The sequence below is a fragment of the Bacillus sp. OV166 genome (assembly GCF_900177675.1).
Classification (GTDB): domain Bacteria; phylum Bacillota; class Bacilli; order Bacillales; family Cytobacillaceae; genus Neobacillus.
In genome coordinates this window covers 1,827,240-1,849,845 of the sequence record NZ_FXWM01000001.1, presented here as the reverse complement: position 1 = coordinate 1,849,845, position 22,606 = coordinate 1,827,240, and the positions used below count along the sequence as shown (strand labels likewise).

Genomic DNA, 22,606 nt, shown 5'->3' with positions numbered 1-22,606 from the left:
AACACTAAACTTTATATTAAAAAAAGTCAATTTATAATTTGTCAATGTAATTCCATGTTTAACCATGATTGAATCACCAATTTCATCATATAATATAGTAAAAATACTCTTATTTTAAAAAAACTTCAATAATCTGCCATCGCTTACTTTACTTTGGACAAGGATTGTATAAAATAAGAGGTAAGGAGATGATCCACTATGTTAAAGAAGCTAAGGAAGAAGCTTTTAAAACAGTGGAAAGAATTACTGCGAAAGAAATCCATTGCCTAAATTTTTTTAGGGCCCTTCAAACTTGCGAAGGGCTCCTTCATTATTGTAAATTGTAAAAACAACGATTCTTTTTTACATACTTTTCATATAAGACTGATGGTTTCCAAAGAAAATAAATGAAAAAGATGAAAATGTTTTATATAATAGAAAAAGTTATGATTCAGTTAGGAGCGAAATTGTAATGATATTTAAAGTATATTATCAGGAAAACATCAAAGAAGTACCAGTCAGAGAGAATACAAAAACCCTATTTATTGAGGGAGAATCGGTAAGAGATGTCCGCTCAAAAATTGCCGACCGTGGGTTTAATGTTGAATTTGTTCAAGAAGTTAAAGGAGCTCATTTAAAATATGAACTTCAAAATGAAGACTATAAAGTATTGGAGAAATGATAATTTATGAAATTTGTTAAGAATGATCAAACTGCGGTTTTTGCCCTAGGTGGTTTAGGCGAAATTGGCAAAAACACGTATGCGGTTCAGTTTCAGGATGAAATAATATTAATTGATGCCGGAATAAAATTTCCTGAGGATGAGCTATTAGGTATTGATTATGTTATTCCTGATTATACCTATTTGGTAAAGAATCAAGATAAAATAAAAGGATTATTTGTTACACACGGACACGAAGATCACATTGGCGGTATTCCCTATTTATTACGCGAGATTAATGTTCCAATTTATGGTGGGAAACTCGCTCTTGGATTAATTAAAAATAAACTAGAAGAACACGGCTTATTAAGAAATGCTAAGTTGATAGACATTAAAGAAGACGATATCATCAAATTCCGCAAAACATCGGTTACTTTTTTCCGCACCACCCACAGTATTCCTGATTCTTATGGGATTGTAGTTAAAACTCCGCCAGGTCAAATTGTCCATACTGGAGATTTTAAATTTGATTTTACCCCTGTAGGTGAACCTGCCAATCTAACCAAAATGGCTGAAATAGGTAAAGAAGGCGTTTTATGTTTACTATCAGATAGTACAAATAGTGAAATACCTGAATTCACCATGTCAGAACGTAGGGTAGGCGACAGCATCAATGATATTTTCCGCAAAGTGGACGGGCGTATTATTTTTGCTACCTTTGCATCTAATATCCATAGATTGCAGCAAGTGGTAGAGGCAGCAGTAGTATACGGAAGAAAAGTAGCGGTTTTTGGCCGAAGCATGGAAGCAGCTATCAATATCGGACTTGAATTAGGGTATATTAATGCACCTAAAGAGACTTTTATTGAAGCGAATCAAATAAACCGTCTTCCTGCTGATAAAGTTACGATCCTTTGTACCGGAAGTCAGGGCGAAGCTATGGCTGCTCTTTCAAGAATTGCTAATGGCACACACAGACAAATTCAAATCATTCCTGGTGACACAGTGGTATTTTCATCTTCACCTATTCCAGGGAACACAATTAGTGTGAGTCGAACGATTAATATGCTCTATAGAGCCGGCGCGGAAGTTATTCACGGTAAACTAAGTAATATTCATACTTCTGGTCATGGTGGGCAGGAAGAACAAAAACTAATGCTGCGTTTAATTAGACCAAAGTTCTTTATGCCAATCCACGGTGAATATCGAATGCAAAGAATGCACGCTAAGATCGCGGTTGATTGCGGAGTACAAGAAGAAAATTGTTTTATCATGGACAATGGTGAAGTGTTAGCTCTTTCTGAGGATACTGCTCAAGTTGCTGGAAAGATTCCATCTGGTTCTGTTTATATCGACGGCAGTGGTGTTGGCGATATAGGAAATATTGTCTTACGTGACCGTAGAATTCTTTCTGAGGAAGGATTAGTTGTTGTGGTCGTAAGTATTAATATGAAAGAATTTAAAATTGCTTCAGGCCCTGACCTAATTTCTCGAGGATTTGTTTATATGAGAGAATCCGGTGATTTAATTAACGATGCTCAAAATCTAATCACCAAGCACTTAAATAAAGTGATGGAAAGAAAGACAAGCCAATGGTCTGAAATTAAAAATGAAATTACAGATACATTAGCGCCTTTCCTATACGAAAAAACAAAGCGCAGACCAATGATTTTACCGATCATAATGGAAGTGTAAGAATAAATAAAGCGGAAGCGCTTCGAGCGCTTCCGCTTTCCTTATTGACTAGCTCCAGCTCCTAGGGGCTCGGGGTCATAAGCCAATCAGTCATGAAGGTTAAAGAGCAACCTTCACGCCTGCTCGTCTTATGCCTGTCGCCCCTGTTCAAGGCGCTTCCGCTTTCCTTATTGTCTAGCTCCAGCGCCTAGGGGCTCGGGGTCATAAGCCAATCAGTCATGAAGGTTAAAGAGCAACCTTCACGCCTGCTCGTCTTATGCCTGTCGCCCCTGTTCAAGGCGCTTCCGCTTTCCTTATTGTCTAGCTCCAGGCCTAGGGGCTCGGGGTCATAAGCCAATCAGTCATGAAGGTTAAAGAGCAACCTTCACGCCTGCTCGTCTTATGCCTGTCGCCCCTGTTCAAGGCGCTTCCGCTTTCCTTATTCTAATACTTTTTTTTCAAATCGATTGATGTCTTGGTCGGTTCCAATCACGATTAAAACATCATTAACTTGAAAAGTTTCTTTGGCTTGGGGAGAAACAATAATTTCTTCTCCTCTTTTTATGGCGACAATATTCAAACCATATTTCTTGCGAATATCCAAATCCATAATCGTATGATCACTAAGTTTTCCATTCGCAACAATTTCAACGATACTGTGTTCATCTGATAGTTCAAGATAGTCGACAACATTACTCGAAGCCATATTGTTAGCAATCCGTTTTCCCATGTCTCTTTCTGGGTGAACAACACTATCTGCACCAATTTTCCTCAAAACTTTTTCATGGTAATCGTTTTGAGCCTTAGCTGTAATACGCACTACACCCAATTCCTTAAGAATTAGAGTTGTAAGTATACTTGATTGAATATCATCGCCAATAGCTACAATCACATGATCGAAGTTACGTATCCCAAGGCTTTTCAAAACTGCTTCGTCTGTTGTATCCCCTACAACCGCATGAGAAGCAATCATTGCATATTCATTTACTCGTTCTTCATTTTTATCGATAGCAAGAACTTCCATCCCCTCATCGGTAAGAGTTCGGCAAATACTTCCACCGAATCGACCAAGCCCAATGACTGCGAAACTTTTCTTCATAAATAACTCCCCCGGTAAAATTAAAATCATTATCTTATTATGATTTTAGCATCATTCGTCAGATTTAAATAGAGAGAGCTATCCCTTCTTATTCCTGCCTCTGTCTGGACTTCCTCTTTTTAAGATAGTAAAGAAGTAAAAATACTATAATAAATAATATGGCTAGAACTGGCAGGTTACCAACGGTAAAAACAACCAAGCCTGATAAACCAACTAATAACATATTGATGCTGTTCATGAATTGTTTTTTGGTTTTCTCCCAAGTATTTAATTTATCTTTATTAATAGTAGGTACAACTACGCTTTTTTCGTAAAGGGTTATGTTAACTGTCGAAAGGGAGGTTTGGTTTTCTAAAAACTTCATCTTTCCTTCAATGATTTCAATTTCCTCTTGTACTGATGCTAAATCAGCAGAAATTTTCAATAAATCTTCTGTTTTTACTGCACTTTTCATAAAAGTGAGTAACCGTTCTTCCACCACCTTTTTTGATTTTAATCTGGACTCAAGATCAACATATTCCTCGGTTACATCCTGCCCTGTTATACTTCTTTGCAAAACCTCTGCTGCTTGACTCTCAGCATCATGTAAAAAGGTCTGAAAGTGCTTTTGTGGTATTCTAATTTTAATGCTGCCACTTACCTGCTCGTTGCCCTCTTTTGACACATTGGACTCTGCTATATAGCCCCCATATTTTAATACTTTTTCTTCAAGGATACGGACAGTCTGATCAAATTTCTTTACTCGCAATTGTAGATCAGCTTGATAAATGACCATTTGGTTTTGAATTTTTATATTTTCAGCTGCGGAACTTTTTTCAGCCTTTTCTGTTTCACCCGAGTAAAAGTCTGCTTGCTCCCCGCTGTCAGATTCGGCTGTATCCATAGATACATCATTACTTTCACTCATTTTTGCACTTTTATCTTCGCTGTTGGAACTGCACCCAGTAATAAAAATTAATAGGATAATGAAAAAAATAGAAAACAAACGTTTTGGCTTTTTCAACTTTTGACACCCCTTTTTTCTCTAATGGTTAAAGCTAGGTATATATAAATACCGACGATTAAAAGGAGGCAAGGTTACAGGTAAAAAAAAATAAAAATGCTGCCCGTTGAATATAACGGACAGCACTTAGGTTGTTTTTTATTCTGTTTTTTCCAATTCATCCAACACTCGGTTTACACGCTTCTCGAGCATTTTCATGCCACTTCCGCCTGCTTGGAAATGGCGGAGCTTGCCTTCTTTGTCAAATACATAATAAGCTGGTACATATTGATTTTCAAGGGCTTCTGTCAACTTGTGATCACTGTCGACAAAAATCGGTTGATTGATTCCATGCTCAGCTGCCACTTGTTTAATTTCATCTAGGTTAAGGTCGTTTTCAGAACGCGGCATATGAACAGCAACCACATTTAACTTGTCCTTAAAATCATCCCGGAATTGATTTACCTGCGGCATCGCTTCCTTACAAAGATGGCAGCTTATCGACCAAAAATGAAGCAATGTTGGTTTTTCTCCGATTAGGTCTGCTCTTGTCACTTCACCGTTTAACCATTCAGTTGCCCCAGTTAACTCTGGCATAGGTTCACGTAATTTCATCGATAATCCCCCTATTAAAAAGACCTAACACTTTAAAAGGTTAGGTCTATCTGTTTTGTACAAATTATACATTCAATGTAGCTTGTCCAGGCTTCCAGTTTGCTGGGCAAAGACCGCCAGTTTGTAACGCTTGAAGAACACGTAAAGTTTCATCCACGTCTCGGCCGATATTGTTGTGATTTACAACAGAATACTTTAATTCACCCTCAGGATCGATAATGAATAAACCGCGAAGTGCGATACCTTCTTCTTCAATTAATACTCCATAATCACGAGCTACCACGTGGTTAGTATCTGCAGCAAGAGGATAGTTTAAATCGCCAAGACCATTTTCTTTGCGATCTGTTTTAATCCAAGCAAGATGAGTGTGGATTGTGTCAGTAGAAGCACCAACGATAACTGCATCTAAATCATCAAACTCTTCATAACGATCGGACATCGCTGTAATTTCAGTTGGACAAACAAATGTAAAGTCCATTGGATAAAAGAACAACACAGTCCATTTATCGTTTTTCATGTTTTCTTCTAAACTTACTTTTTTAAATTCTTTGTTTGGCATTACAGCATCCATTTCAAAGCGTGGTGCTTGTTTACCTACCATACGTTCTGGCATTCAAATCCCTCCAAATAATTAATAAATGAGTATTTATAGCATTTCTCATTTGCTATCCTTTTCACAATTCTAATTATAGGACACATCTTATTTTGAGTCAATATTAAATTATAATTAATTTAATTAAATACTTATTATTAATTATAACCTTATTTCCCCTTCATAAGTTTTCCCTAATTGTGTGATAATAATCGACGATATGTAACAATTTCCCTTATAATTCTCTTTAATTTTATCATGATTGCTAAACTGAACAAAATAAAACGCCTTCTTATTTAAGATTTAATCTATTCCCTAGATTAGAGATATAGCTTGTCATTACTTTAACAGCTACTTCAATCGCACCTTCTTGTGGATTTAATTTTGAATGGTGTAAACCATAGGGCGAATCCACACCCAGCCAAAACATAAGCCCAGGAATCTCTTTAAGCATATACCCAAAGTCTTCTCCCGTCATCGCTTCCTTGCACTCGATTACTTCAACATTTGTTTCGTTTTGAAGATATTTCATAAAATCTCTTGTAATAGATTCAGTATTATAGACTTGATGATACATCGAACCATAATCAATGACAGTTTCACATTCAAAACCTGCCTCGATTCCCTTCACAAGCGCCTCAATGCGATGTTTAACCTTTTTCATCGATTCAGCAGAAAGCGTCCTGATGGTTCCCTCAAGCCTTGCATTTTCAGCAATAATATTTTGAACGGTACCGCCAGTGATTTTTCCAATCGTTATAACCGCACTATCTAAGGGGTCGACATTCCTTGACACAATCGTTTGCAGCTGATTTACCAATGTACATGCTGCGACAACCATATCATTCGTTTCGTGAGGTCTAGCGGCATGCCCGCCCTTACCCTTTAGATCAATAAACAGTTCAGAAGTATTAGCAAATAGTAACCCTTCCTTAACCGCGATAGTTCCAACAGGATACTCTGGTGCAATATGTAAGGCAAAAATCAGGTCAGGCATCCATTCAAGCATTTCTTCTGATTTTAACATCGGTTCCGCTCCGCCAGGTCCTTCCTCTGCAGGTTGAAAAACAAACAAAAGGTCGTCTGCAATTGGGTTATTCGTAAAATAAGTTAGTACCCCAAGAGCGATGCTCATGTGGAAATCATGCCCACATGCATGCATCTTTCCATCGTGGGTCGATGCGAAAGGTAATCCTGTTTCTTCGCTAATTGGAAGTCCATCGATGTCTGTTCTATAACCAATCGTTTTTTGGGGATTTAAGCCATGAACCTTTACAAACAACCCTGTCTCCCATTTTTTTATCGTGATACGATCTTGTGGTAAAGACTCAAGGTAAGACAATAAATAGGCTTGTGTCTCAAACTCTTGAAATCCTATTTCTGGAATTTGATGAAGGTCACGGCGGATTTTAATCAATGGATTCATTTATTAACTCTCCTTTTAAAAAAGAAGCGTGGATATGCTCCACGCTTTTCTGCTTATACTTAGAGAACTATCTAGCTCCAGCGCCCAGCGGCTAGAGTACTTCGGGCAAAGGAAGCGGGCTTTTAAAGTTGACGAAGTTCCTGCATTATTTCAGTTTTTGACTTCGTTTTTTCATCAATATCTTTAATTTTTCTTGCCGGCATCCCTGCTACAACTGTATAAGGAGCAACATCTTGAGTGACTACTGCACCTGCAGCGACTACTGAACCTGTTCCAACTGTAACCCCTTCAAGAACAACGGCATTCGCTCCAATAAGAACATCATCCTCAATAATAACAGGCTTCGCAGATGGTGGTTCAATAACACCGGCCAAGACAGTTCCCGCCCCAATATGACAATTCTTCCCGACAGTAGCCCTTCCACCTAGAACAACACCCATATCAATCATCGATTTTTCACCAATAACGGCACCGATATTGATAACGGCTCCCATCATAATAACGGCATTATCACCGATTTCCACTTGGTCACGAATAGTAACACCTGGTTCAATTCGGGCATTAATATACTTATTATCTAACAATGGGATTGCAGAATTACGACGGTCATTTTCAACCACTTGATCTTCAATTTTTTCTTTATGTGCTTCTAACACTTCATTAATTTCAGACCATTCACCAAAAATGATACCCGTATTTCCATTAATAAAAGTTTTTGTATTGTTTCCAAAATCAATTCCTGCTAATTCACCTTTTAAATAAACCTTTACAGGTGTAGATTTTTTACTATTTTGAATAAAAGAAATAATTTCATTTGCATCCATCATCTTCATTATTTTACCCCCTATGTATTCGTACTAAAAAATACTTTAACAAACAAAAGAAACGAAAACAAGAAAAACTACCCTAATCTCCTGAAGATTCAGCGATATGCTCCTTAATTAATTCCACAAAGGCTGAAACTTGCTTTAATTGAAAGGCCGATTCATAGCCTAGTAGCCATGTATCACGCTTTAGAGGTTCATTATACTCATTTAAAAGCGGTATTTTGAAAATTTCCTTTTCTGCTTTAGTTAATGTTATGGCGGGCAGGATGGCGTAGCCAATGCCATTGAAAGCCATCTGCTTGCATGTCTCAATTTGATCAACCACAACGGTCCTCTTGGGTGAAGTCTTAAAATTGCGCATCCACCAATCTTGAATTTCTTGGAAATAATTAGAATCACTTTTAAATTGAATGAAGGGGCGGTCCGTATTTAAAACTTGTTCCGGACTAGTAATTTCCCTGTCAACTAAATATAGAGGATCGTTAAATAAATGAACCTTAATTCCTTTCCAATCGGGTGTACCACGGATAATCCCTATATGAACTTGATCATCATATAAGCATTTTAATATTTCGCTGCTCCATCCAGTTACTAATGAAATTTTGGCTTGAGGATATCGATCAATAAATTTCTTTAAAACCTGTGGGAGCCAGTTTTGGCCTACAATCGAAGCAACAGCAATCTTCAAAGTACCTGACACACCTGATTGAAGGGAATGAATGGTTTCACGCACCTTTTCTTGCTTAGTTAGTACTTCATTTGCAAATTGGATGACATGCTCACCTGAGGGGGTTAGAGCTAGACCTTTTTGCGAGCGAATAAATAATTTCGTTCCCCAATCTTTTTCGATAGTTTGCAATCGTTGCGAAAGGGCTGGCTGTGACACAAACAGCCGTTCCGATGCCTTCCGCATATTCATCTCCTGCGCTAAAACGGATAATAATTGAAATTCTGATAATGAGGACAAGATTGTTCCCCTCCTTAAAAAAGCTCTGTGAAGTTACACAGAGCTATCGTTCTTTTTCGGTATAAAAAATATTAACAGTAAACTTATGATTGCCAAGGCGAAGACAACATAATAAACAGAGTGAAGGGAAAAGGTTAGCCCATTCTGCAAGAAACTCCGGACTGATTCAGAGAGATTTTCTCGCTCAGCAGATTTTAAGAGTAGATTGACATCATCTATTGATAAGGAATGATCATTCTCGCTTAAATATTGACTCAACCTGTTATTAAGGATTCCCCCCAGTAATGCTGCACCAATTGTATTTCCAAGATTTCTCATAAACATATTAGATGCAGTTGCGATGCCTCTCTGTTCCCAACCTACCGTACTTTGAATCGAGACAATAAAGGCAGTGGATGTTAAGCCCATCCCTAATCCAACGAAAAAAGAACCCACTGCTGCCCATAAAGGCCCTGAGGAGGCTGACATCGTCAAGAAAGCAATGCTGCCAATGATTAACGAGACACCACCGATAATAGATGTTTTTCGATAACCCATCGTTATCAATAACCGTCCCGCAAGTGTGGATGCTATTGGCCAACCAATTGACATAGCTGTCAACGTAAAACCAGCAACAATGGGTGTTTGTTCCATAACACCTTGCACAAATGTAGGTAAAAAGCTCGATATTCCAATTAACATGATTCCCGTAGTAAGCGACGTAGTATTGGCAATTAGAATGGAGCGTTCCTTCCAAATTGAAAATGGCATAACCGGTTCACTAGCACGGGCTTCCTGAAATACAAACCCAAGTAATGTTACAGCGCTGAAAGCAAAAAAGCTTAGCGACTGCCAAGATCCCCATGCAAAGCGGCTCCCACCTTCTACAAGGATAAACATTAACGAAGAAATAGTCATCGTTAACAAAATAGCACCTAAATAATCTATTTGATGTTTTTTCCTTTGGACATTTTCATGTAGAAACAGCCATAGGCCTACTAAAGAAAGAATCCCCAGCGGAATGTTTATCCAGAATACATAATGCCAACTTACATATTGGACAAGTAAGCCGCCGACAGCAGGTCCAGTAATCGCGGAAATACCCCATACACTAGCTAGGTAACCCTGAATTTTAGCCCGTTCTTCTGCAGTATAGATATCGCCAATTATTGTTGTTGCAATCGGTGTGACAGCACCTGCTCCAAATCCTTGAATCAAACGAAAAATAATCAACATTTTCATTGATGTGGCGAATCCACAAAGAATGGATCCAAATAAAAAAATTAATATTCCAATCGTAAGAATTGGTTTTCGACCAAATAAGTCAGATAATTTACCATAAATAAGAACGGTTACAGAATTCATTAACAAGTACGCAGAGAATACCCAGCTATATAGTGTAAAACCGCCTAAATCAGCGACAATTGCCGGCATTGCGGTTGAAACAATCGTTGCTTCAATCGCCCCCATAAACATCGCTAACATTACGGCGGCTAGAACTAGTGGTTTTTTTGTTTGCCTGCTGTTGGACTTTCCTTTGGATATCTTCTCAGTAGAAGTACTCATATTTACACCTCAAACTTAAAAAAAATCAAGCCCCCTGCTTGGGGGCCTAAATACATCATTTTTCATTTTTTTTTATTATTTTATTTAATTGATTTAATAACGTACTTCTTGGCAAAATTCCTTCAAAGTATCCATCTTCAGTCTCCACACAAAGAAATGGTTGGTTAACAAGTAATTCAAGACATTTTTTTAAGGATGCAGTAATTTTAACTCGTGGAATAGAGCCTTTCATGACCTCTTCGACACGTTTTTTCTCAAGTTGTTCAAATTCAATTCTTTCTAGTCCTAGGATAGAATCCATAATAATCGGGGTGCTAATTAACCCATGAAGCTTGTAATGAGGGTCTAAGACCGGTATAGCCGTATACCCGCTTTTTGTTAAAACTAATAAGGCATGTTCGAGATTATTACCTATTTGGACATGCGCTACCCGTTCGGAAGGGATCATTAATTCTTTTATTGTTAATTTTAAAAATTCACCGTTGGGAAGACTGATCATCGCCGAAAACTCCTCAAAATTTGTTTTTCTACAGTTACATTCTACCATAGTATTCGGGAGTCTGTGCTAATTTTGGTAACGTATAATTAGAAACCTAAATACAACCTCCGTAGTCGTTGACACGAAAAATAAAGGAACCCTAAAGGTTCCTTATTGAATCAAATCAAAAATTTCAATTGTAATCATATCAACATTATCAAATTGATATCTTTTTGGTTTTTCCTTCTCATTATATACTTCTAATTCAAATGTCTCCGTTTTCGGATGAAATGTTACTTGACACTTTCTATCACCGTTTACCTCGAAATAGCGTTGTGCTGGCTCACCACTATTAGCTTGTTCCTGAAGATTTTTTAATCTTGTTAATATACCTTGAAGCTGTGACATATGCTCCGTCTCCTTTCAAACCCAAAAAAACATCTACAATTATGTTTCTCATTTGGCATTTTTCTATCCGAGTGGATTACTTTCATAATTTTCCAACCGCAATATTTTTATGCCAATATTAAAAGAATAAAATAACGCTGTCCATTTGTCCAAGTAAAAATAAAAAAATAAGGAATTTTTTAATACACTTCCCTAAAAAAGAAGATAAAAGCTAGCAATTTCTGTCTATTTTAAAGTAATTGATCATGTTGGAATAAATATTGATAGGATATATCGATAAACAAATAATCCTCCCCATTCATTGGGAATGAAAAAGTACGAATCGTTTCCCCAGTATCAATATCACAATATAAATCAGATAAGATTCCTTTTCGTTCATTTCTCATTTTGATAATATTTTCTAAAAAGTAAGGACGCCAACTCCAATTTTTTTGAATGTACTCGGATTGAATGCTCCAACCCTCTTTTCCTTTAAATATATTGGCAGATTTCTGGAAGCCGTCCTCATCACAAACATACATTCTAAAGGCAATCTGATCCAATTCTTTTATTAGTACTTGAAAAAGGTTTTGATAAGTGGCATTTCTGTTCTTAATAACAATTTCTTGAACTTTTGCTTGAAAAAATTCTGCAGTGGTATAAACTGCTTCTAATTTCTTTTTTTCATATGAGATAAAGTCATGAAACTTCTCTTTTAAGCGATCCTTTAGGAAATCACGTTGAATGAACTCTGCTGCTGGCGGGTGTAAATAATAACCTTGATAATATCGACCGCCATTTTTCCATGCAAACTGCAGTTGGTAGCTCATCTCTATATTTTCAAACAAGAGTGTAGCACCTATTTTCCTTGCCAAAAGAGACAAAGTAAACAAGACATCGTGATAATTTATACCTGTTGACGTCGATTTTAAGGCCTGTAGGTTAATTTTCAGTATATCTGGTTCAAGTTGTCCTATTCGTTCAAAATAGTTACTTTCACTGTCAATTCTTGCTATCGCTATTTTAATCCCATAAGTTCGATAATATTGCAATAAGTGATCAAATTGGTCTAAATCCCCTGTATAATTTCGATCTGAAATTTCCAGAACTATCCGATTTAACATCAAGCCCTTTTTTTCAAATGAGAGGAGCTCTTGTAAAAAGGGTTCACCATGTCCATACATTAATAAATCAGCATTCCGGTTCAGAAAAATACTTACATCCTCATCTAGATCTAATGCTTTTTCAAGTGCCATTTTGACTATTAACAAATCCACTTCATACTTATATTCATCTGGAATTTGATCATCCTGAAAAAAGTTCCCTAAACTAATAATATTCCCTTCAGATTCATATCTCCCCAATACCTCATAAGCAATTATGCGTTGTTCATCGGCACTAATAATCGGTTGAAAATAGGGAAATACATTTTCAAGATCCGATAGTATTTCCAATGCATCCATCCAAGTACCTCCAAAATTTTTTTCTCATTATACCATACGCAAAACGACGGATTCTCGTTCTTTTCCAAAAGGATACCATTATAGTCGCTTATAAACAATCATATCCTATACCTACGCTGTTATATAAGGAGGATAAGTATTGAAAAAACTTTGCTTATTAGCTTCGATCCTTCCCATGCTTGGATGCAGCCACTTTAATGCTGATACACATCCTAGCACAGAAAGTAAACAGCCTCTTTCCACGATATCCGTGAAAGAGAATACTCAATCCACATCATCCGTCGATTTTGAAAATAAACGATTTACAATAAAAGAACTTAATCAACAAGTGATTTATGGAAAAAATGAAGTCAATAAGAGTGATTCGGTTAGTACTACTCCCAAAAAGAATTCTGCTATGCTAAATGTGGTATTAATTAAGCAAAACCCTGAACTTAGATACGGCTGTGAAGTCACAAGCCTAGCAATGGTGCTAAATTTTGCAGGTGTTAAAACAAGTAAAATGGATTTATACCGGTCTATCCGAAAGGATGTAGACCCGCTCATTAGATCTCCAAAGGGAGATATAGTACGTTGGGGAAACCCAGCAGATGGTTTTGTTGGGGATATGACAGGCAGAAGAGCAGGGTATGCAGTCTTTGACCAACCGATGATTGCCCTAATCAACCAAAAGCTCCCTGGAAGAGCCATTAATTTAACAAACATGCCATTTGAACGGGTCTTAGAGCATGTTTCTGCCGGATATCCAGTGGTTGTATGGACAACCGGGGATTACCGTCTTCCAGACCGTTGGGAGGGCTGGTATCACGGGAAACAATACATTAAAACACCGCTTGATCTACATGCTGTCGTCTTAGTTGGTTATGACACGAATTATATCTATTTAAACGATCCACTTTCTGGAAAAAAACAAGTAAGAGTAGGTAAACAACAATTTATTTCTTCTTGGAAAGCATTAAAAAGCCGTGCCGTAAGTTATAAGTAGGAAAAGCAGCCACATTGTTGCCTGCTCAGATTGTCGAGAAAGGGTATTTTTCTCGGCAATTTTTTATTCTCAGCATTTAATTATTCATTGTACCTGCTAATGGGCCTTTTGATTTCCGCTCTAGGCACTTCGCTTTCCGCGGGCGTACCGGGGAGCCTCCTCGTCGCTGAAGCGCCTGCGGGGTCTCCCCTGCCCCGTACGCCCGTAGGAGTCTGCGTGCCTTCCGCGCAAATCAACAGACATGTTGCAAAGACTATATATTAATAACATTATAACGAACTAACGCAGTGAATTGTTAAAGTTATTGTAGAAAATATGAGGCTGTCGAAAGTTTCTCGACAGCCTGAGCAGCCACATTGTTGGCTGCTTTTTATGCATGTTTTATTTTTTATTGAATAAGAAATAACAATGGACCTTTTCACTTGCATTATCGAAAGTTTTTAATGAAAATACAAAGGGACCCTTCTTTTTTTGAAGGCGAATAAAAGATAGGTTGGTTGAAAAAATGGCTAAAAATCAGACGAGGAGAACCTTTCTAAAACGAACATTGGGTTCATTTCTTACCGTTCTCGGATTAAGTTCGGGAGGCTATCTTTATGCCAATCGAATTGAACCCTCATTACTCGATATTCAAGAACTTCAAATCAAACATCCACTAATCCCTAACAGCTTTGATGGAATAAAAATGATTCAATTTAGTGATACCCACCTTGGTTTTCAATATAATCTTCATCAATTTAATCAATTAGTTAAAAAAATTAATAGTCTTAAGCCAGACATTATTTTATTTACTGGAGATTTAATGGACGAGCCAAACCAATATACAGAAATTAATAAACTGATGCCTATTTTGAAGAAATTACAGGCTCCGCTTGGAAAATACTGCATTTTTGGTAATCATGATCATGGCGGCTATGGCTCTGATATTTACCGAAATATTATGGAAACAACTGATTTTTCCGTACTTTTGAATGATTCAGCACCAATTAAATTAAGTGATGGAAGCATAATCTATCTGCTTGGGATTGATGATGCGATGCTAGGGAATCCTAATTTACCTTTGACTTTAAAAAATGTGCCTAAAAATTCGTTTAAAATATTATTATCCCATGCACCCGATCTTGCAGAAACAGCTTCATTGTATCCAGTCCAATGGCAGCTAAGTGGTCATAGCCATGGAGGACAGATTAAAATCCCATTTTTAGGGGCTCTTGTGACTCCTCCCTTTGGCCAAATATATCCAGAGGGTCTTTATTCAATCGGTGAGCATAATCCCCTCTCACTATATGTAAATAGAGGAATTGGCACAACACGTCTCCCCTTTCGCTTTATGTCAAAACCTGAATTAACTGTCTTTACTCTAAAATCAGAAAAGTAGAAAACGAAAAAACCTTATCAGCAATAGATAAGGTTTTTTTATACAGCCTAGCATTCTATTCCATCGGTGCTTTCACAAAAAGAGCTTTCTTGAAAAGATCTTATAATTTACAAATAATGTTTTTACTTTCTTTTATTTCTATTTTACAATTAAATTTTCTGAAAGAAAGTAATTTATAGAAAATAAAGATTATTTCACGAAAATTTCTTTTAATTCTTTTTATAGTGTAGGATTAGGTTAACAGTCTAAACTTTCTTTTATTCGTAAGATTAGAAGAATTTTTATCATTTTCTTATCATAGTAGCCAAAAAGATGCACTGGATTATTCCTATTTCTTAAAAAAAGGGGTATAATATAGATGTTTTATATAACTGAAAGGAGAACATATTTTGAATTATGATCAGAAAGGCCCCCTAATAAATTTAAATCTAACCATCGAAAACCTCGCTCAAGCTATCTTTATTGTGAATCGCCATGCAAAAACGGCTACAAATCCCAAATTATTGTACAGATTGAAACAAGAAACGTTAAAAAAATTGATTGAAGAAGGCAAAGCAAAAAAAGTTGGTCTTCATTTTTCAGGAAATCCGCGAAATAGTCAGCAGCAGTCTGATGTCCTTGTTGAATGTGGAAGATACACATTTCATATTCCTCCAACTAAATCAGATTTTCTTGAACTACCTCATTTTGGAAAGTTAGATGAACGGGTGCGAAATCCAAAGGCAACACTCTCACTTAATTCATCAAAAGCCTTACTTCAACTATATACTGGCATCTCAGAACTCGATCAACCCCCAAGCAATCATAAAAAGAGCAAAACTTACCAAAAACCTATTTTTAAAAAATTAGGCGAAAGGTACTCTTAAAAAGCAAAAAAGCCATCCTTGGCTTTCAGATTGTCGAGAAAGGGTATTTTTCTCGGCAATCTTTTATTCTCAGCATTTAATTATTCATTGTACCTGCTAATGGGCCTGTTGATTTCCGCTCTAGGCACTTCGCTTTCCGAGGGCGTGCCGGGGAGGTAATCAACCTAAAGAATTGCAACACACTTTTTCTAGCCTTGCTAATTGTGTTGCAATCTTTTTCATATTTTGGCAGGCTACCGTAAGGAGAGCCTGTTCGCTTGCTTTCTTCAATCCCCGTAACCGGCAATAGCGAAGCCCGTTCCCTTTCCTATAACGGCTTTTTTCCGTGAGCTAATCTGTCCTCTTCTACGGCTTTATTCAATTCATCAAAATATTCACGAGTCTCTACTTCAATTTCTTGTTTTGTGAATTTATGTTTATTAGCGTTAGCCTTTAAATGAGTAGAATCCGAAAATAAGACACGACCACCTACCATCTTGTGATTCATTGCCAGGAGAACAATCTCATCAAATATTTCCTGAAAGATATCGGAACCTTTAAAACGATGTTGGCGATTCCAACTAATCGTTGAGTGATGTGGAACAGGATCCTTAAATTTCAGGCCTAAAAACCAGCGGTAGGCAACATTCATTTCAATTTCTCTTTGTAATTGTCGCTCGGATCGGAAGGGCGTCCGTTATCATCACTATAATAAGGACGCATCTTTTCAAGAAGAAATGAAAGATCAATATATTTATCGATTAAACGAAGAAGGTGATTGTCAGGAACCAATTCATCAAGAGAAACAAATTCATATTCACTTTGGGTAGATACTCTTGGTTTAAACATAGATTTCACCACTTAATTTTTTATTGATTGGTTGTGTTTAGAGCAGTGCATTATTGATTTTACAGCTCTGTTGATTTGCGCGGAGGGCACGTAGACTCCTGCGGGAGTACGGGGCAGGGGAGACCCCGCAGGCGCTTCAGCGCCGAGGAGGCTCCCCGGCACGCCCGCGGAAAGCGAAGTGCCTGGAGCGCAAATCAACAGACATGTTGCAAAGCCTATATATTAATAATATTATAACAAATTAACGCGGTGAATTGTTAAAGTTATTGTAGAAAATAAGAGGCTGCCGAAAGTTTCTCGACAGCCTGAAAGCCATCCTTGGCTTTTTTGATTTGTCTTATTTTTTCTCATGCTTCGTGATGATTTTGTGAACAACCTCACTAATATATAGACGGTAAATAAATGCGGATTTACAATATAGTTATAAGTCAAATAATCTTTAGTTGAATATACTTTTAAAAGAGGTGCTTGACCAATGAAAGGAACAGCGATTCTTTTTCAGGAACAAAACGTTACATTTATTGAAGATGTTGATCATTCTATTTATGAAGAAATTAAAGAGCAATGTGGCTGCGAGCATTGTACTTGTATGCTGGAAAGTAAAATAGTTAATTTTGGTTCTGTGTCACCCGTTTTTTTGCACGAGGACGAAGTTGACTGGGACTATGGTTATTAAAAAACTTTAATTTGAATGAAACTCCCTTTCCCCAAAAAGCGGTCTGATAAAAACTCAGATCGTTTTTTATTTCTACATAGTGGTAACTTTAGATAAAAATAGTCTATAATCATTATATTCATAACAGATAAAACCCTGTCGGAAGGATGGACAATATTGGAGCATTTAATTAATCAACGAGTAAAAGATATTGAAATCTCGGGAATTAGAAAGTTTTTTAATATGGTTGCGCATGTTGATGACCTGATTTCATTTACAATTGGACAACCTGATTTCCCGACCCCAGAACATGTAAAAAATGCAGGTATTGCAGCAATTGAACAAAACTTTACTTCCTATACCCATAATGCAGGGACGATTGAATTAAGGGAAGCGGCGTGCAATTTTGTAGAAAAAAAATATGGTTTGCATTATAAGCCTGAATCAGAAGTGATTGTTACTGCAGGGGCAAGTGAGGCAATTGATATTGCTTTTCGGTCTATTTTAATAGAAGGTTCCGAGGTCATATTACCTGGTCCAATTTATCCAGGCTATGAACCAATTATTCGAATGATGGGGGCAACTCCAGTGCATGTCGATATTCGCCGAAACCAGTTTCGCTTTACATTAGAAATGATCAAACCATTTATTACTGAGAAAACTCGCTGCATTGTACTCCCGTACCCTTCGAACCCGACTGGAGTCAGTCTCTCAGAGTCAGAGCTAAGAGAAATAGCAGAATATATTAAGAATAAAGATATCTTTATCCTTGCTGATGAAATATACAGCGAACTTACTTATGATCAGCCACATCAATCGATTGCTTCCTTTCTAAAAGAACAAACCATCGTAATAAATGGGTTATCCAAGTCCCACTCAATGACAGGATGGAGAATTGGCTTTTTATTTGCACCTGAAGGTATCACCAAACATATTTTAAAAGTCCATCAATATAACATTTCTTGTGCCACTTCGATTGCGCAAAAGGCAGCTTTGGCGGCCGTTACAACAGGTATTGATGATGCGATTGTGATGAAAAAGGAATATTTAAAAAGAAGGGATTATGTTTTCAAGCGATTATCTACTATGGGACTTGATGCCGTCAAACCGGACGGAGCGTTTTATTTCTTTGTGAAAATTCCTGATACCATCGCATTAAACAGCTTTGACTTTGCCCTTAATCTTGTTCAAGAAACAAAAGTGGCCGTCGTACCTGGCAGTGCTTTTTCTGAATATGGAGAAGGTTATTTCCGGTTATCGTTTGCTTGTTCTATGGAATTATTAGAACTTGGCCTAAATCGGCTGGAACAATATTTACGAAATTGGAATTAAACGAATTTTACCCTCACATTTAATGTGAGGGTATTAATTTTAAAAATTATTGGCCTTTATATTTCCCATTGTTTTTAGGAGCCTTTTCTTTTTTAGCTTTTTCTTTATGTGCTTGATTTGCTGCAGCTGATCCAAATTCATTGGCGAATTCTTCGTTCGCTACTGCAGAATCAAACCCCTTTTTGTTTTTTTGTTCCGCGTCGTTCTTTTTTGTCCGTTTAGCCATTAACAATTCCTCCTAATTCAAGGTTTCTCTTATAGTTTCAAGAAGATGGGAGGAATTTATTCAACTATTAGTTCTTCCAATATTTATAAAGCGCATGTGTGCCGCTATTTTCTTCTCCCATTTCGGATAATTGGTCGTATAAAGATTTAGCTAATGAGAGACCTGGTACTTCCATTCCCATTCGTTCAGCTTCATCTATCGCTATTTTCATATCCTTTATAAAATGCTTTATGTAAAAACCAGGTCCAAAATTTCCGGCTAACATTCTTGGTGCAAGATTGCTTAGAGACCAGCTTCCAGCAGCTCCAGTTGTTATACTTTTCAGGACATTTTCTGGATCCAGCCCAGCTTTTTCAGCATATATAATTGCTTCACAAACACCTATCATGTTAGAAGCAATTGCAATTTGATTGCACATTTTTGTATGCTGGCCAGCACCTGGTTTGCCTTGGTAAACCACGTTAGTTCCAAGCATCTCCAATATAGGACGAACCCCTTCAAATGCTTCACTTTCACCGCCAACCATGATGGAGAGTTTAGCTTCCTTTGCGCCTACATCTCCACCAGAAACAGGTGCATCAATCGCCTGAATTCCTTTCCTTTTAGCCTGTTCATAAATTTTAATGGCAAGTGACGGAGAAGAGGTTGTCATATCGATAAGATAGCTTCCAGATGTCCCATTGTGAATTAAGCCATTTTCGCCGAAATATATTTCCTCCACATCGGTTGGATAGCCGACCATTGTGAAAGTTACAGATGCTTTTTCAGCTACCTCTTTCGGCGTTGCGGCCCAGACTGCGCCATTATCCAATAGGTCTTGTGCTTTTTCCTTTGTCCTTGAATAAACAACTGCAGAGTAGCCCGCCTTTAATAAATGTCCTGCCATACTTTTTCCCATTACGCCTGTGCCAATAAATCCAATTACCGTATTTCTGGAGTAAGCAAATTAATCTTCCCTCTCTTTGGAATTTTCCTTATATATTTTAGCATTTAAATTTAGTTTGATAAAAAATTATGCATAAAAAAACCGGAACGTCCCAGTCGCTCCGGTTTTCGTGCTCCATCTCCAAAATTATGCACAAATATATTTTGCCCTTTCAACCGAGAACATAATCACTTTTTATAACTCTGAAGAAAAATTTGTTAAATAAGCTCGACCGAATACTTCTTGATTATTAAACACTTCAATCGAAACAGCATTATCCTTTTCAATCATGTTTTTAAGGTCAAGAATATGTAAATCTTCTCTTAGGGGCAACGGATCCATAAAAATATATTTCTCACCTTTTCCTTTTACTTCTAAATATTCACCGTTCAACACTTGATCTTCTCCGTATACTATTTCTCGTTTACCGATTGCGGCAGCTAATTTATCATCGTGAATCGTAACTTTCACTTTATATAATTGTTGCCCTGCTAATATTTCATTGTTAATTCGAAAACGGAATTGAAGTTCATTATTTTTTGTTAACAAGGCGTCGGCATAGCGGTTTACAATTAATTCATTGGAAAAAAGCAAACTACAGCCGCTTAGCAGAGAAGAACTGCATACTATTAAGATCAATACAGTAATGAATCGAATATTTTTCAGCATCTATAACACTCCCTTAATATTTTTACCATAGCCATAATACATCGGTAATAAACGTAAAGAAAGGTTAATATAGGAAAAAACAATTGGCTTATTATATCGCTTTGATCATCCCTCCATCTACTAAAAACGAACTGCCTGTCATATAGGAATTAGCATCAGATAATAGGAAAGCTGCAACATTTGCAAATTCCTCTGGTGTTCCGTATCTCTTTAATGGAATTCCCTCCTTTGCTTGCAATGCGATAGTTTCCCGATCGACTCCAAGTTTATCTGCATTTACTTGATCTAAATGATTGACACGGTCAGTTGCAATCCGGCCAGGAGCAATGGTATTAATAAGAATATTATATTGAGCCAGTTCTGAAGCAAGAGTTTTTGCTAGTCCAACTATTCCCGTCCGAAATGTATTCGAGAGTATTAAGCCTGGAATTGGTTCTTTAATCGAAGTAGAGGCGATGTTCAAAATTTTCCCGCCCTGCTCTTTTAAATAGGGCAATGAAGCCCGGATCATTCGAACATATGATAATAAATTCAATTCAAAGGACTTCTGCCATTCCTCATCTGATAACTCCTCAAACGCCCCTGCAGGAGGGCCTCCAGCATTATTAACTAGTAAATCAATTCTTTGAAACGATTCTGCTGTTACTTTTACCAGCTGATTAATATCATTTACATTAGTTATATCAGTTTTTTGGTAGGCTATCTTTCCCATACCAAGAGATTCAAGCTGACTTGCTTTTTGTTTCAGCGTTTCCTCTTCCCGGCCAGAAATCATAACATTTGCTCCCTCTCTTACTAATCGTTCAGCTATTGCAAACCCTAAGCCCTGGCTGGAAGCAACCACCAAAGCTGTTTTACCAGTTAAATTCAACTCCATTGTTTACAATTCCTCCTTCATAAATATATTCTTAGTATACAGGATAAATTGAGGAAATACTTGCCAAAAAATCATACAAAAAGAGACAGATTTAATCTGCCTCTGTACCTATACTGAGTTTTTAGAATGAATGTGCAAAATCCCTTGCACGTGCAATCGCATTTTCTTTTATTTCTTCAGCCTTGTCAGGCATTGCATTATGGCCTTCCACAAACAGCCCCTCCAGGGATGGAACTCCAAAGAAACTCATCATCACACTGATATATCGGTGTCCCATTTCCATCTGTGCTGCAGGCCCCTCTGAGTAAAATCCACCCCGGGCTTGAATATGCAATGCTTTTTTATCCGTTAAAAGTCCTATTGGGCCCTGTTCCGTATATTTAAATGTCTTGCCCGCAACTGATACAGAATCAAGATATGCCTTCATAATTGGCGGAAATGAGAAATTCCATAAAGGCGTGACAAACACATATTTATCCGCACTAACAAACTGCTCACTTAACTCGTTAAGCCGGCCAACCTTTTGCTTTTCTTCCGCTGTTAATTCATCAAAGCTTTGACCAGAACGAAGTTTTCCCCAGCCGCTAAAGACATCTGCATCAATGTGAGGTATATGTTCTTTATACAAATCTAGATGTATTACCTCATGGCTGGAATTGATTTGTTTATAGCTATCAATAAATTCCTTACCTACCGCCATACTATAGGACTGTGTTTCATTGTGAGGATGTGCCGTGATATACAAAACACGTACCATTTAAGCTCCACCTTTCCTTTGAATAAAGACAATAATATTATTAGTTAAAATAAGAGAAAATAATCAAAAAGGATTTGCCCGAAGACAAATCCTTTTCATGCATCATTTATTCATTTGTATCAAGAGAGTAAGGGTTGTGACCAATGTTAATTCTCATTTCATCAGTCAACTGGAATGGTTCATTTAACAATGCCTCATTGGTTGCTTGACCTAGTAGTGAACTTCCATCAAAATGTACAGGTTTTTGTTCCATACTTTCATTCACCTCCACCATTTCAAATTTACCATGTCCAATAAAATACTTGCCTATTCCTGTCCATCTATCATTCTAAAGTACTGGTCGAAAAATAGGTACTATGTATTAGTTATTATTATACTCAAAAATCCATAATAAAAAAGAAAATACTGTGAAA

General features: G+C 37.2%; 24 protein-coding genes and 1 pseudogene. 7 read left to right on the top strand and 18 right to left on the bottom strand.

What is annotated here, in order from left to right; genetic code table 11:
- The first annotated feature begins 451 nt into the window (after nt 1–451).
- Both CCK98_RS08840 and rnjA read left to right on the top strand, forming a co-directional pair.
- A complete protein-coding gene (locus CCK98_RS08840) occupies nt 452–661 on the top strand; it encodes a DNA-dependent RNA polymerase subunit epsilon (RefSeq protein WP_088086236.1) in 210 nt (69 codons plus the stop codon).
- A 6-nt stretch (nt 662–667) separates the two neighbouring features.
- On the top strand, nt 668–2,335 hold the full coding sequence (gene rnjA, locus CCK98_RS08835; RefSeq protein WP_088086235.1) for a ribonuclease J1: 1,668 nt from the start codon (nt 668–670) through the stop codon (nt 2,333–2,335).
- A 418-nt stretch (nt 2,336–2,753) separates the two neighbouring features.
- On the opposite strand, the gene CCK98_RS08830 is transcribed toward rnjA, so the two are convergent.
- The 11 genes from CCK98_RS08830 to CCK98_RS08780 form a co-directional block, all read right to left on the bottom strand.
- Nucleotides 2,754–3,413 (bottom strand): TrkA family potassium uptake protein, encoded by a 660-nt coding sequence (locus CCK98_RS08830; RefSeq protein ID WP_088086234.1) that lies wholly within the window; start codon nt 3,411–3,413, stop codon nt 2,754–2,756.
- An 88-nt stretch (nt 3,414–3,501) separates the two neighbouring features.
- The gene (locus tag CCK98_RS08825; RefSeq protein ID WP_088086233.1) at nt 3,502–4,416 is read right to left on the bottom strand and encodes a DUF4349 domain-containing protein; all 915 of its coding nucleotides are present in this window, start codon (nt 4,414–4,416) and stop codon (nt 3,502–3,504) included.
- Between the two features lie 138 nt (nt 4,417–4,554).
- Nucleotides 4,555–5,010: a TlpA disulfide reductase family protein gene (locus CCK98_RS08820; RefSeq protein WP_088086232.1), complete on the bottom strand. Its 456-nt coding sequence runs from the start codon at nt 5,008–5,010 to the stop codon at nt 4,555–4,557.
- 64 nt (nt 5,011–5,074) lie between these two features.
- The gene (locus CCK98_RS08815) at nt 5,075–5,623 is read right to left on the bottom strand and encodes a peroxiredoxin (protein ID WP_088086231.1); all 549 of its coding nucleotides are present in this window, start codon (nt 5,621–5,623) and stop codon (nt 5,075–5,077) included.
- Nucleotides 5,624–5,894: 271 nt separating this feature from the next.
- Complete coding sequence (locus tag CCK98_RS08810) at nt 5,895–7,028, bottom strand: N-acetyldiaminopimelate deacetylase (RefSeq protein WP_088086230.1); 1,134 nt, start codon at nt 7,026–7,028, stop codon at nt 5,895–5,897.
- A gap of 122 nt (nt 7,029–7,150) precedes the next feature.
- Nucleotides 7,151–7,861 (bottom strand): 2,3,4,5-tetrahydropyridine-2,6-dicarboxylate N-acetyltransferase, encoded by a 711-nt coding sequence (dapD, locus tag CCK98_RS08805; RefSeq protein ID WP_088086229.1) that lies wholly within the window; start codon nt 7,859–7,861, stop codon nt 7,151–7,153.
- A 73-nt stretch (nt 7,862–7,934) separates the two neighbouring features.
- On the bottom strand, nt 7,935–8,822 hold the full coding sequence (locus CCK98_RS08800; protein WP_088086228.1) for a LysR family transcriptional regulator: 888 nt from the start codon (nt 8,820–8,822) through the stop codon (nt 7,935–7,937).
- Nucleotides 8,823–8,855: 33 nt separating this feature from the next.
- On the bottom strand, nt 8,856–10,367 hold the full coding sequence (locus CCK98_RS08795) for an MDR family MFS transporter (protein WP_088086227.1): 1,512 nt from the start codon (nt 10,365–10,367) through the stop codon (nt 8,856–8,858).
- 55 nt (nt 10,368–10,422) lie between these two features.
- Complete coding sequence (gene cbpB, locus CCK98_RS08790; protein WP_088086226.1) at nt 10,423–10,866, bottom strand: cyclic-di-AMP-binding protein CbpB; 444 nt, start codon at nt 10,864–10,866, stop codon at nt 10,423–10,425.
- 150 nt (nt 10,867–11,016) lie between these two features.
- Nucleotides 11,017–11,253: a YkuJ family protein gene (locus CCK98_RS08785; RefSeq protein ID WP_066252435.1), complete on the bottom strand. Its 237-nt coding sequence runs from the start codon at nt 11,251–11,253 to the stop codon at nt 11,017–11,019.
- A 230-nt stretch (nt 11,254–11,483) separates the two neighbouring features.
- The gene (locus CCK98_RS08780; RefSeq protein ID WP_088086225.1) at nt 11,484–12,695 is read right to left on the bottom strand and encodes an EAL-associated domain-containing protein; all 1,212 of its coding nucleotides are present in this window, start codon (nt 12,693–12,695) and stop codon (nt 11,484–11,486) included.
- A gap of 139 nt (nt 12,696–12,834) precedes the next feature.
- On the opposite strand from CCK98_RS08780, the gene CCK98_RS08775 reads away from it, so the two are divergent.
- The 3 genes from CCK98_RS08775 to CCK98_RS08765 all read left to right on the top strand — a co-directional run bounded on the left by CCK98_RS08775 (nt 12,835) and on the right by CCK98_RS08765 (nt 15,924).
- The gene (locus tag CCK98_RS08775; protein ID WP_256942293.1) at nt 12,835–13,680 is read left to right on the top strand and encodes a C39 family peptidase; all 846 of its coding nucleotides are present in this window, start codon (nt 12,835–12,837) and stop codon (nt 13,678–13,680) included.
- A 505-nt stretch (nt 13,681–14,185) separates the two neighbouring features.
- Entirely contained in the window at nt 14,186–15,058 is an 873-nt protein-coding gene (locus tag CCK98_RS08770) for a metallophosphoesterase (protein ID WP_088086224.1), read from the top strand.
- A gap of 389 nt (nt 15,059–15,447) precedes the next feature.
- Nucleotides 15,448–15,924 carry a YkyB family protein gene (locus CCK98_RS08765; protein ID WP_088086223.1) on the top strand — a complete coding sequence of 159 codons (477 nt, stop codon included), beginning with the start codon at nt 15,448–15,450 and terminating at the stop codon, nt 15,922–15,924.
- Between the two features lie 310 nt (nt 15,925–16,234).
- On the opposite strand, the pseudogene CCK98_RS08755 reads toward CCK98_RS08765, so the two are convergent.
- A pseudogene (locus CCK98_RS08755) lies at nt 16,235–16,752 on the bottom strand (transposase); the annotation flags it as partial.
- Nucleotides 16,753–17,227: 475 nt separating this feature from the next.
- On the opposite strand from CCK98_RS08755, the gene CCK98_RS08750 reads away from it, so the two are divergent.
- A complete protein-coding gene (locus tag CCK98_RS08750) occupies nt 17,228–17,428 on the top strand; it encodes a hypothetical protein (protein ID WP_088086222.1) in 201 nt (66 codons plus the stop codon).
- 156 nt (nt 17,429–17,584) lie between these two features.
- Entirely contained in the window at nt 17,585–18,739 is a 1,155-nt protein-coding gene (locus tag CCK98_RS08745) for an aminotransferase A (protein WP_088086221.1), read from the top strand.
- Nucleotides 18,740–18,785: 46 nt separating this feature from the next.
- On the opposite strand, the gene CCK98_RS08740 is transcribed toward CCK98_RS08745, so the two are convergent.
- The 6 genes from CCK98_RS08740 to CCK98_RS35195 all read right to left on the bottom strand — a co-directional run bounded on the left by CCK98_RS08740 (nt 18,786) and on the right by CCK98_RS35195 (nt 22,446).
- Nucleotides 18,786–18,965, bottom strand: a complete 180-nt coding sequence (locus CCK98_RS08740; protein ID WP_088086220.1) for a hypothetical protein — start codon at nt 18,963–18,965, stop codon at nt 18,786–18,788.
- A gap of 67 nt (nt 18,966–19,032) precedes the next feature.
- The gene (locus tag CCK98_RS08735) at nt 19,033–19,887 is read right to left on the bottom strand and encodes an NAD(P)-dependent oxidoreductase (protein WP_256942540.1); all 855 of its coding nucleotides are present in this window, start codon (nt 19,885–19,887) and stop codon (nt 19,033–19,035) included.
- A 198-nt stretch (nt 19,888–20,085) separates the two neighbouring features.
- Complete coding sequence (locus tag CCK98_RS08730; protein WP_088086218.1) at nt 20,086–20,559, bottom strand: hypothetical protein; 474 nt, start codon at nt 20,557–20,559, stop codon at nt 20,086–20,088.
- A gap of 91 nt (nt 20,560–20,650) precedes the next feature.
- Entirely contained in the window at nt 20,651–21,436 is a 786-nt protein-coding gene (locus tag CCK98_RS08725; RefSeq protein WP_088086217.1) for an SDR family oxidoreductase, read from the bottom strand.
- 121 nt (nt 21,437–21,557) lie between these two features.
- Nucleotides 21,558–22,193 carry an FMN-dependent NADH-azoreductase gene (locus CCK98_RS08720; protein WP_088086216.1) on the bottom strand — a complete coding sequence of 212 codons (636 nt, stop codon included), beginning with the start codon at nt 22,191–22,193 and terminating at the stop codon, nt 21,558–21,560.
- A 106-nt stretch (nt 22,194–22,299) separates the two neighbouring features.
- Complete coding sequence (locus CCK98_RS35195) at nt 22,300–22,446, bottom strand: hypothetical protein (protein WP_179195749.1); 147 nt, start codon at nt 22,444–22,446, stop codon at nt 22,300–22,302.
- Nucleotides 22,447–22,606: the final 160 nt, after the last annotated feature.

Coding starts and splice junctions, on each gene's coding strand:
- CCK98_RS08740 (WP_088086220.1), bottom strand. CDS start 18,965: ATGGCTAAACGGACAAAAAAGAACGACGCGGAACAAAAAAACAAAAAG.
- CCK98_RS08840 (WP_088086236.1), top strand. CDS start 452: ATGATATTTAAAGTATATTATCAGGAAAACATCAAAGAAGTACCAGTC.
- CCK98_RS08785 (WP_066252435.1), bottom strand. CDS start 11,253: ATGTCACAGCTTCAAGGTATATTAACAAGATTAAAAAATCTTCAGGAA.
- CCK98_RS08815 (WP_088086231.1), bottom strand. CDS start 5,623: ATGCCAGAACGTATGGTAGGTAAACAAGCACCACGCTTTGAAATGGAT.
- CCK98_RS08810 (WP_088086230.1), bottom strand. CDS start 7,028: ATGAATCCATTGATTAAAATCCGCCGTGACCTTCATCAAATTCCAGAA.
- CCK98_RS08720 (WP_088086216.1), bottom strand. CDS start 22,193: ATGGTACGTGTTTTGTATATCACGGCACATCCTCACAATGAAACACAG.
- CCK98_RS08750 (WP_088086222.1), top strand. CDS start 17,228: ATGAAAGGAACAGCGATTCTTTTTCAGGAACAAAACGTTACATTTATT.
- rnjA (WP_088086235.1), top strand. CDS start 668: ATGAAATTTGTTAAGAATGATCAAACTGCGGTTTTTGCCCTAGGTGGT.
- cbpB (WP_088086226.1), bottom strand. CDS start 10,866: ATGATCAGTCTTCCCAACGGTGAATTTTTAAAATTAACAATAAAAGAA.
- CCK98_RS08830 (WP_088086234.1), bottom strand. CDS start 3,413: ATGAAGAAAAGTTTCGCAGTCATTGGGCTTGGTCGATTCGGTGGAAGT.
- CCK98_RS08795 (WP_088086227.1), bottom strand. CDS start 10,367: ATGAGTACTTCTACTGAGAAGATATCCAAAGGAAAGTCCAACAGCAGG.
- CCK98_RS08780 (WP_088086225.1), bottom strand. CDS start 12,695: ATGGATGCATTGGAAATACTATCGGATCTTGAAAATGTATTTCCCTAT.
- CCK98_RS35195 (WP_179195749.1), bottom strand. CDS start 22,446: ATGGAACAAAAACCTGTACATTTTGATGGAAGTTCACTACTAGGTCAA.
- CCK98_RS08770 (WP_088086224.1), top strand. CDS start 14,186: ATGGCTAAAAATCAGACGAGGAGAACCTTTCTAAAACGAACATTGGGT.
- CCK98_RS08725 (WP_088086217.1), bottom strand. CDS start 21,436: ATGGAGTTGAATTTAACTGGTAAAACAGCTTTGGTGGTTGCTTCCAGC.
- dapD (WP_088086229.1), bottom strand. CDS start 7,861: ATGAAGATGATGGATGCAAATGAAATTATTTCTTTTATTCAAAATAGT.
- CCK98_RS08730 (WP_088086218.1), bottom strand. CDS start 20,559: ATGCTGAAAAATATTCGATTCATTACTGTATTGATCTTAATAGTATGC.
- CCK98_RS08820 (WP_088086232.1), bottom strand. CDS start 5,010: ATGAAATTACGTGAACCTATGCCAGAGTTAACTGGGGCAACTGAATGG.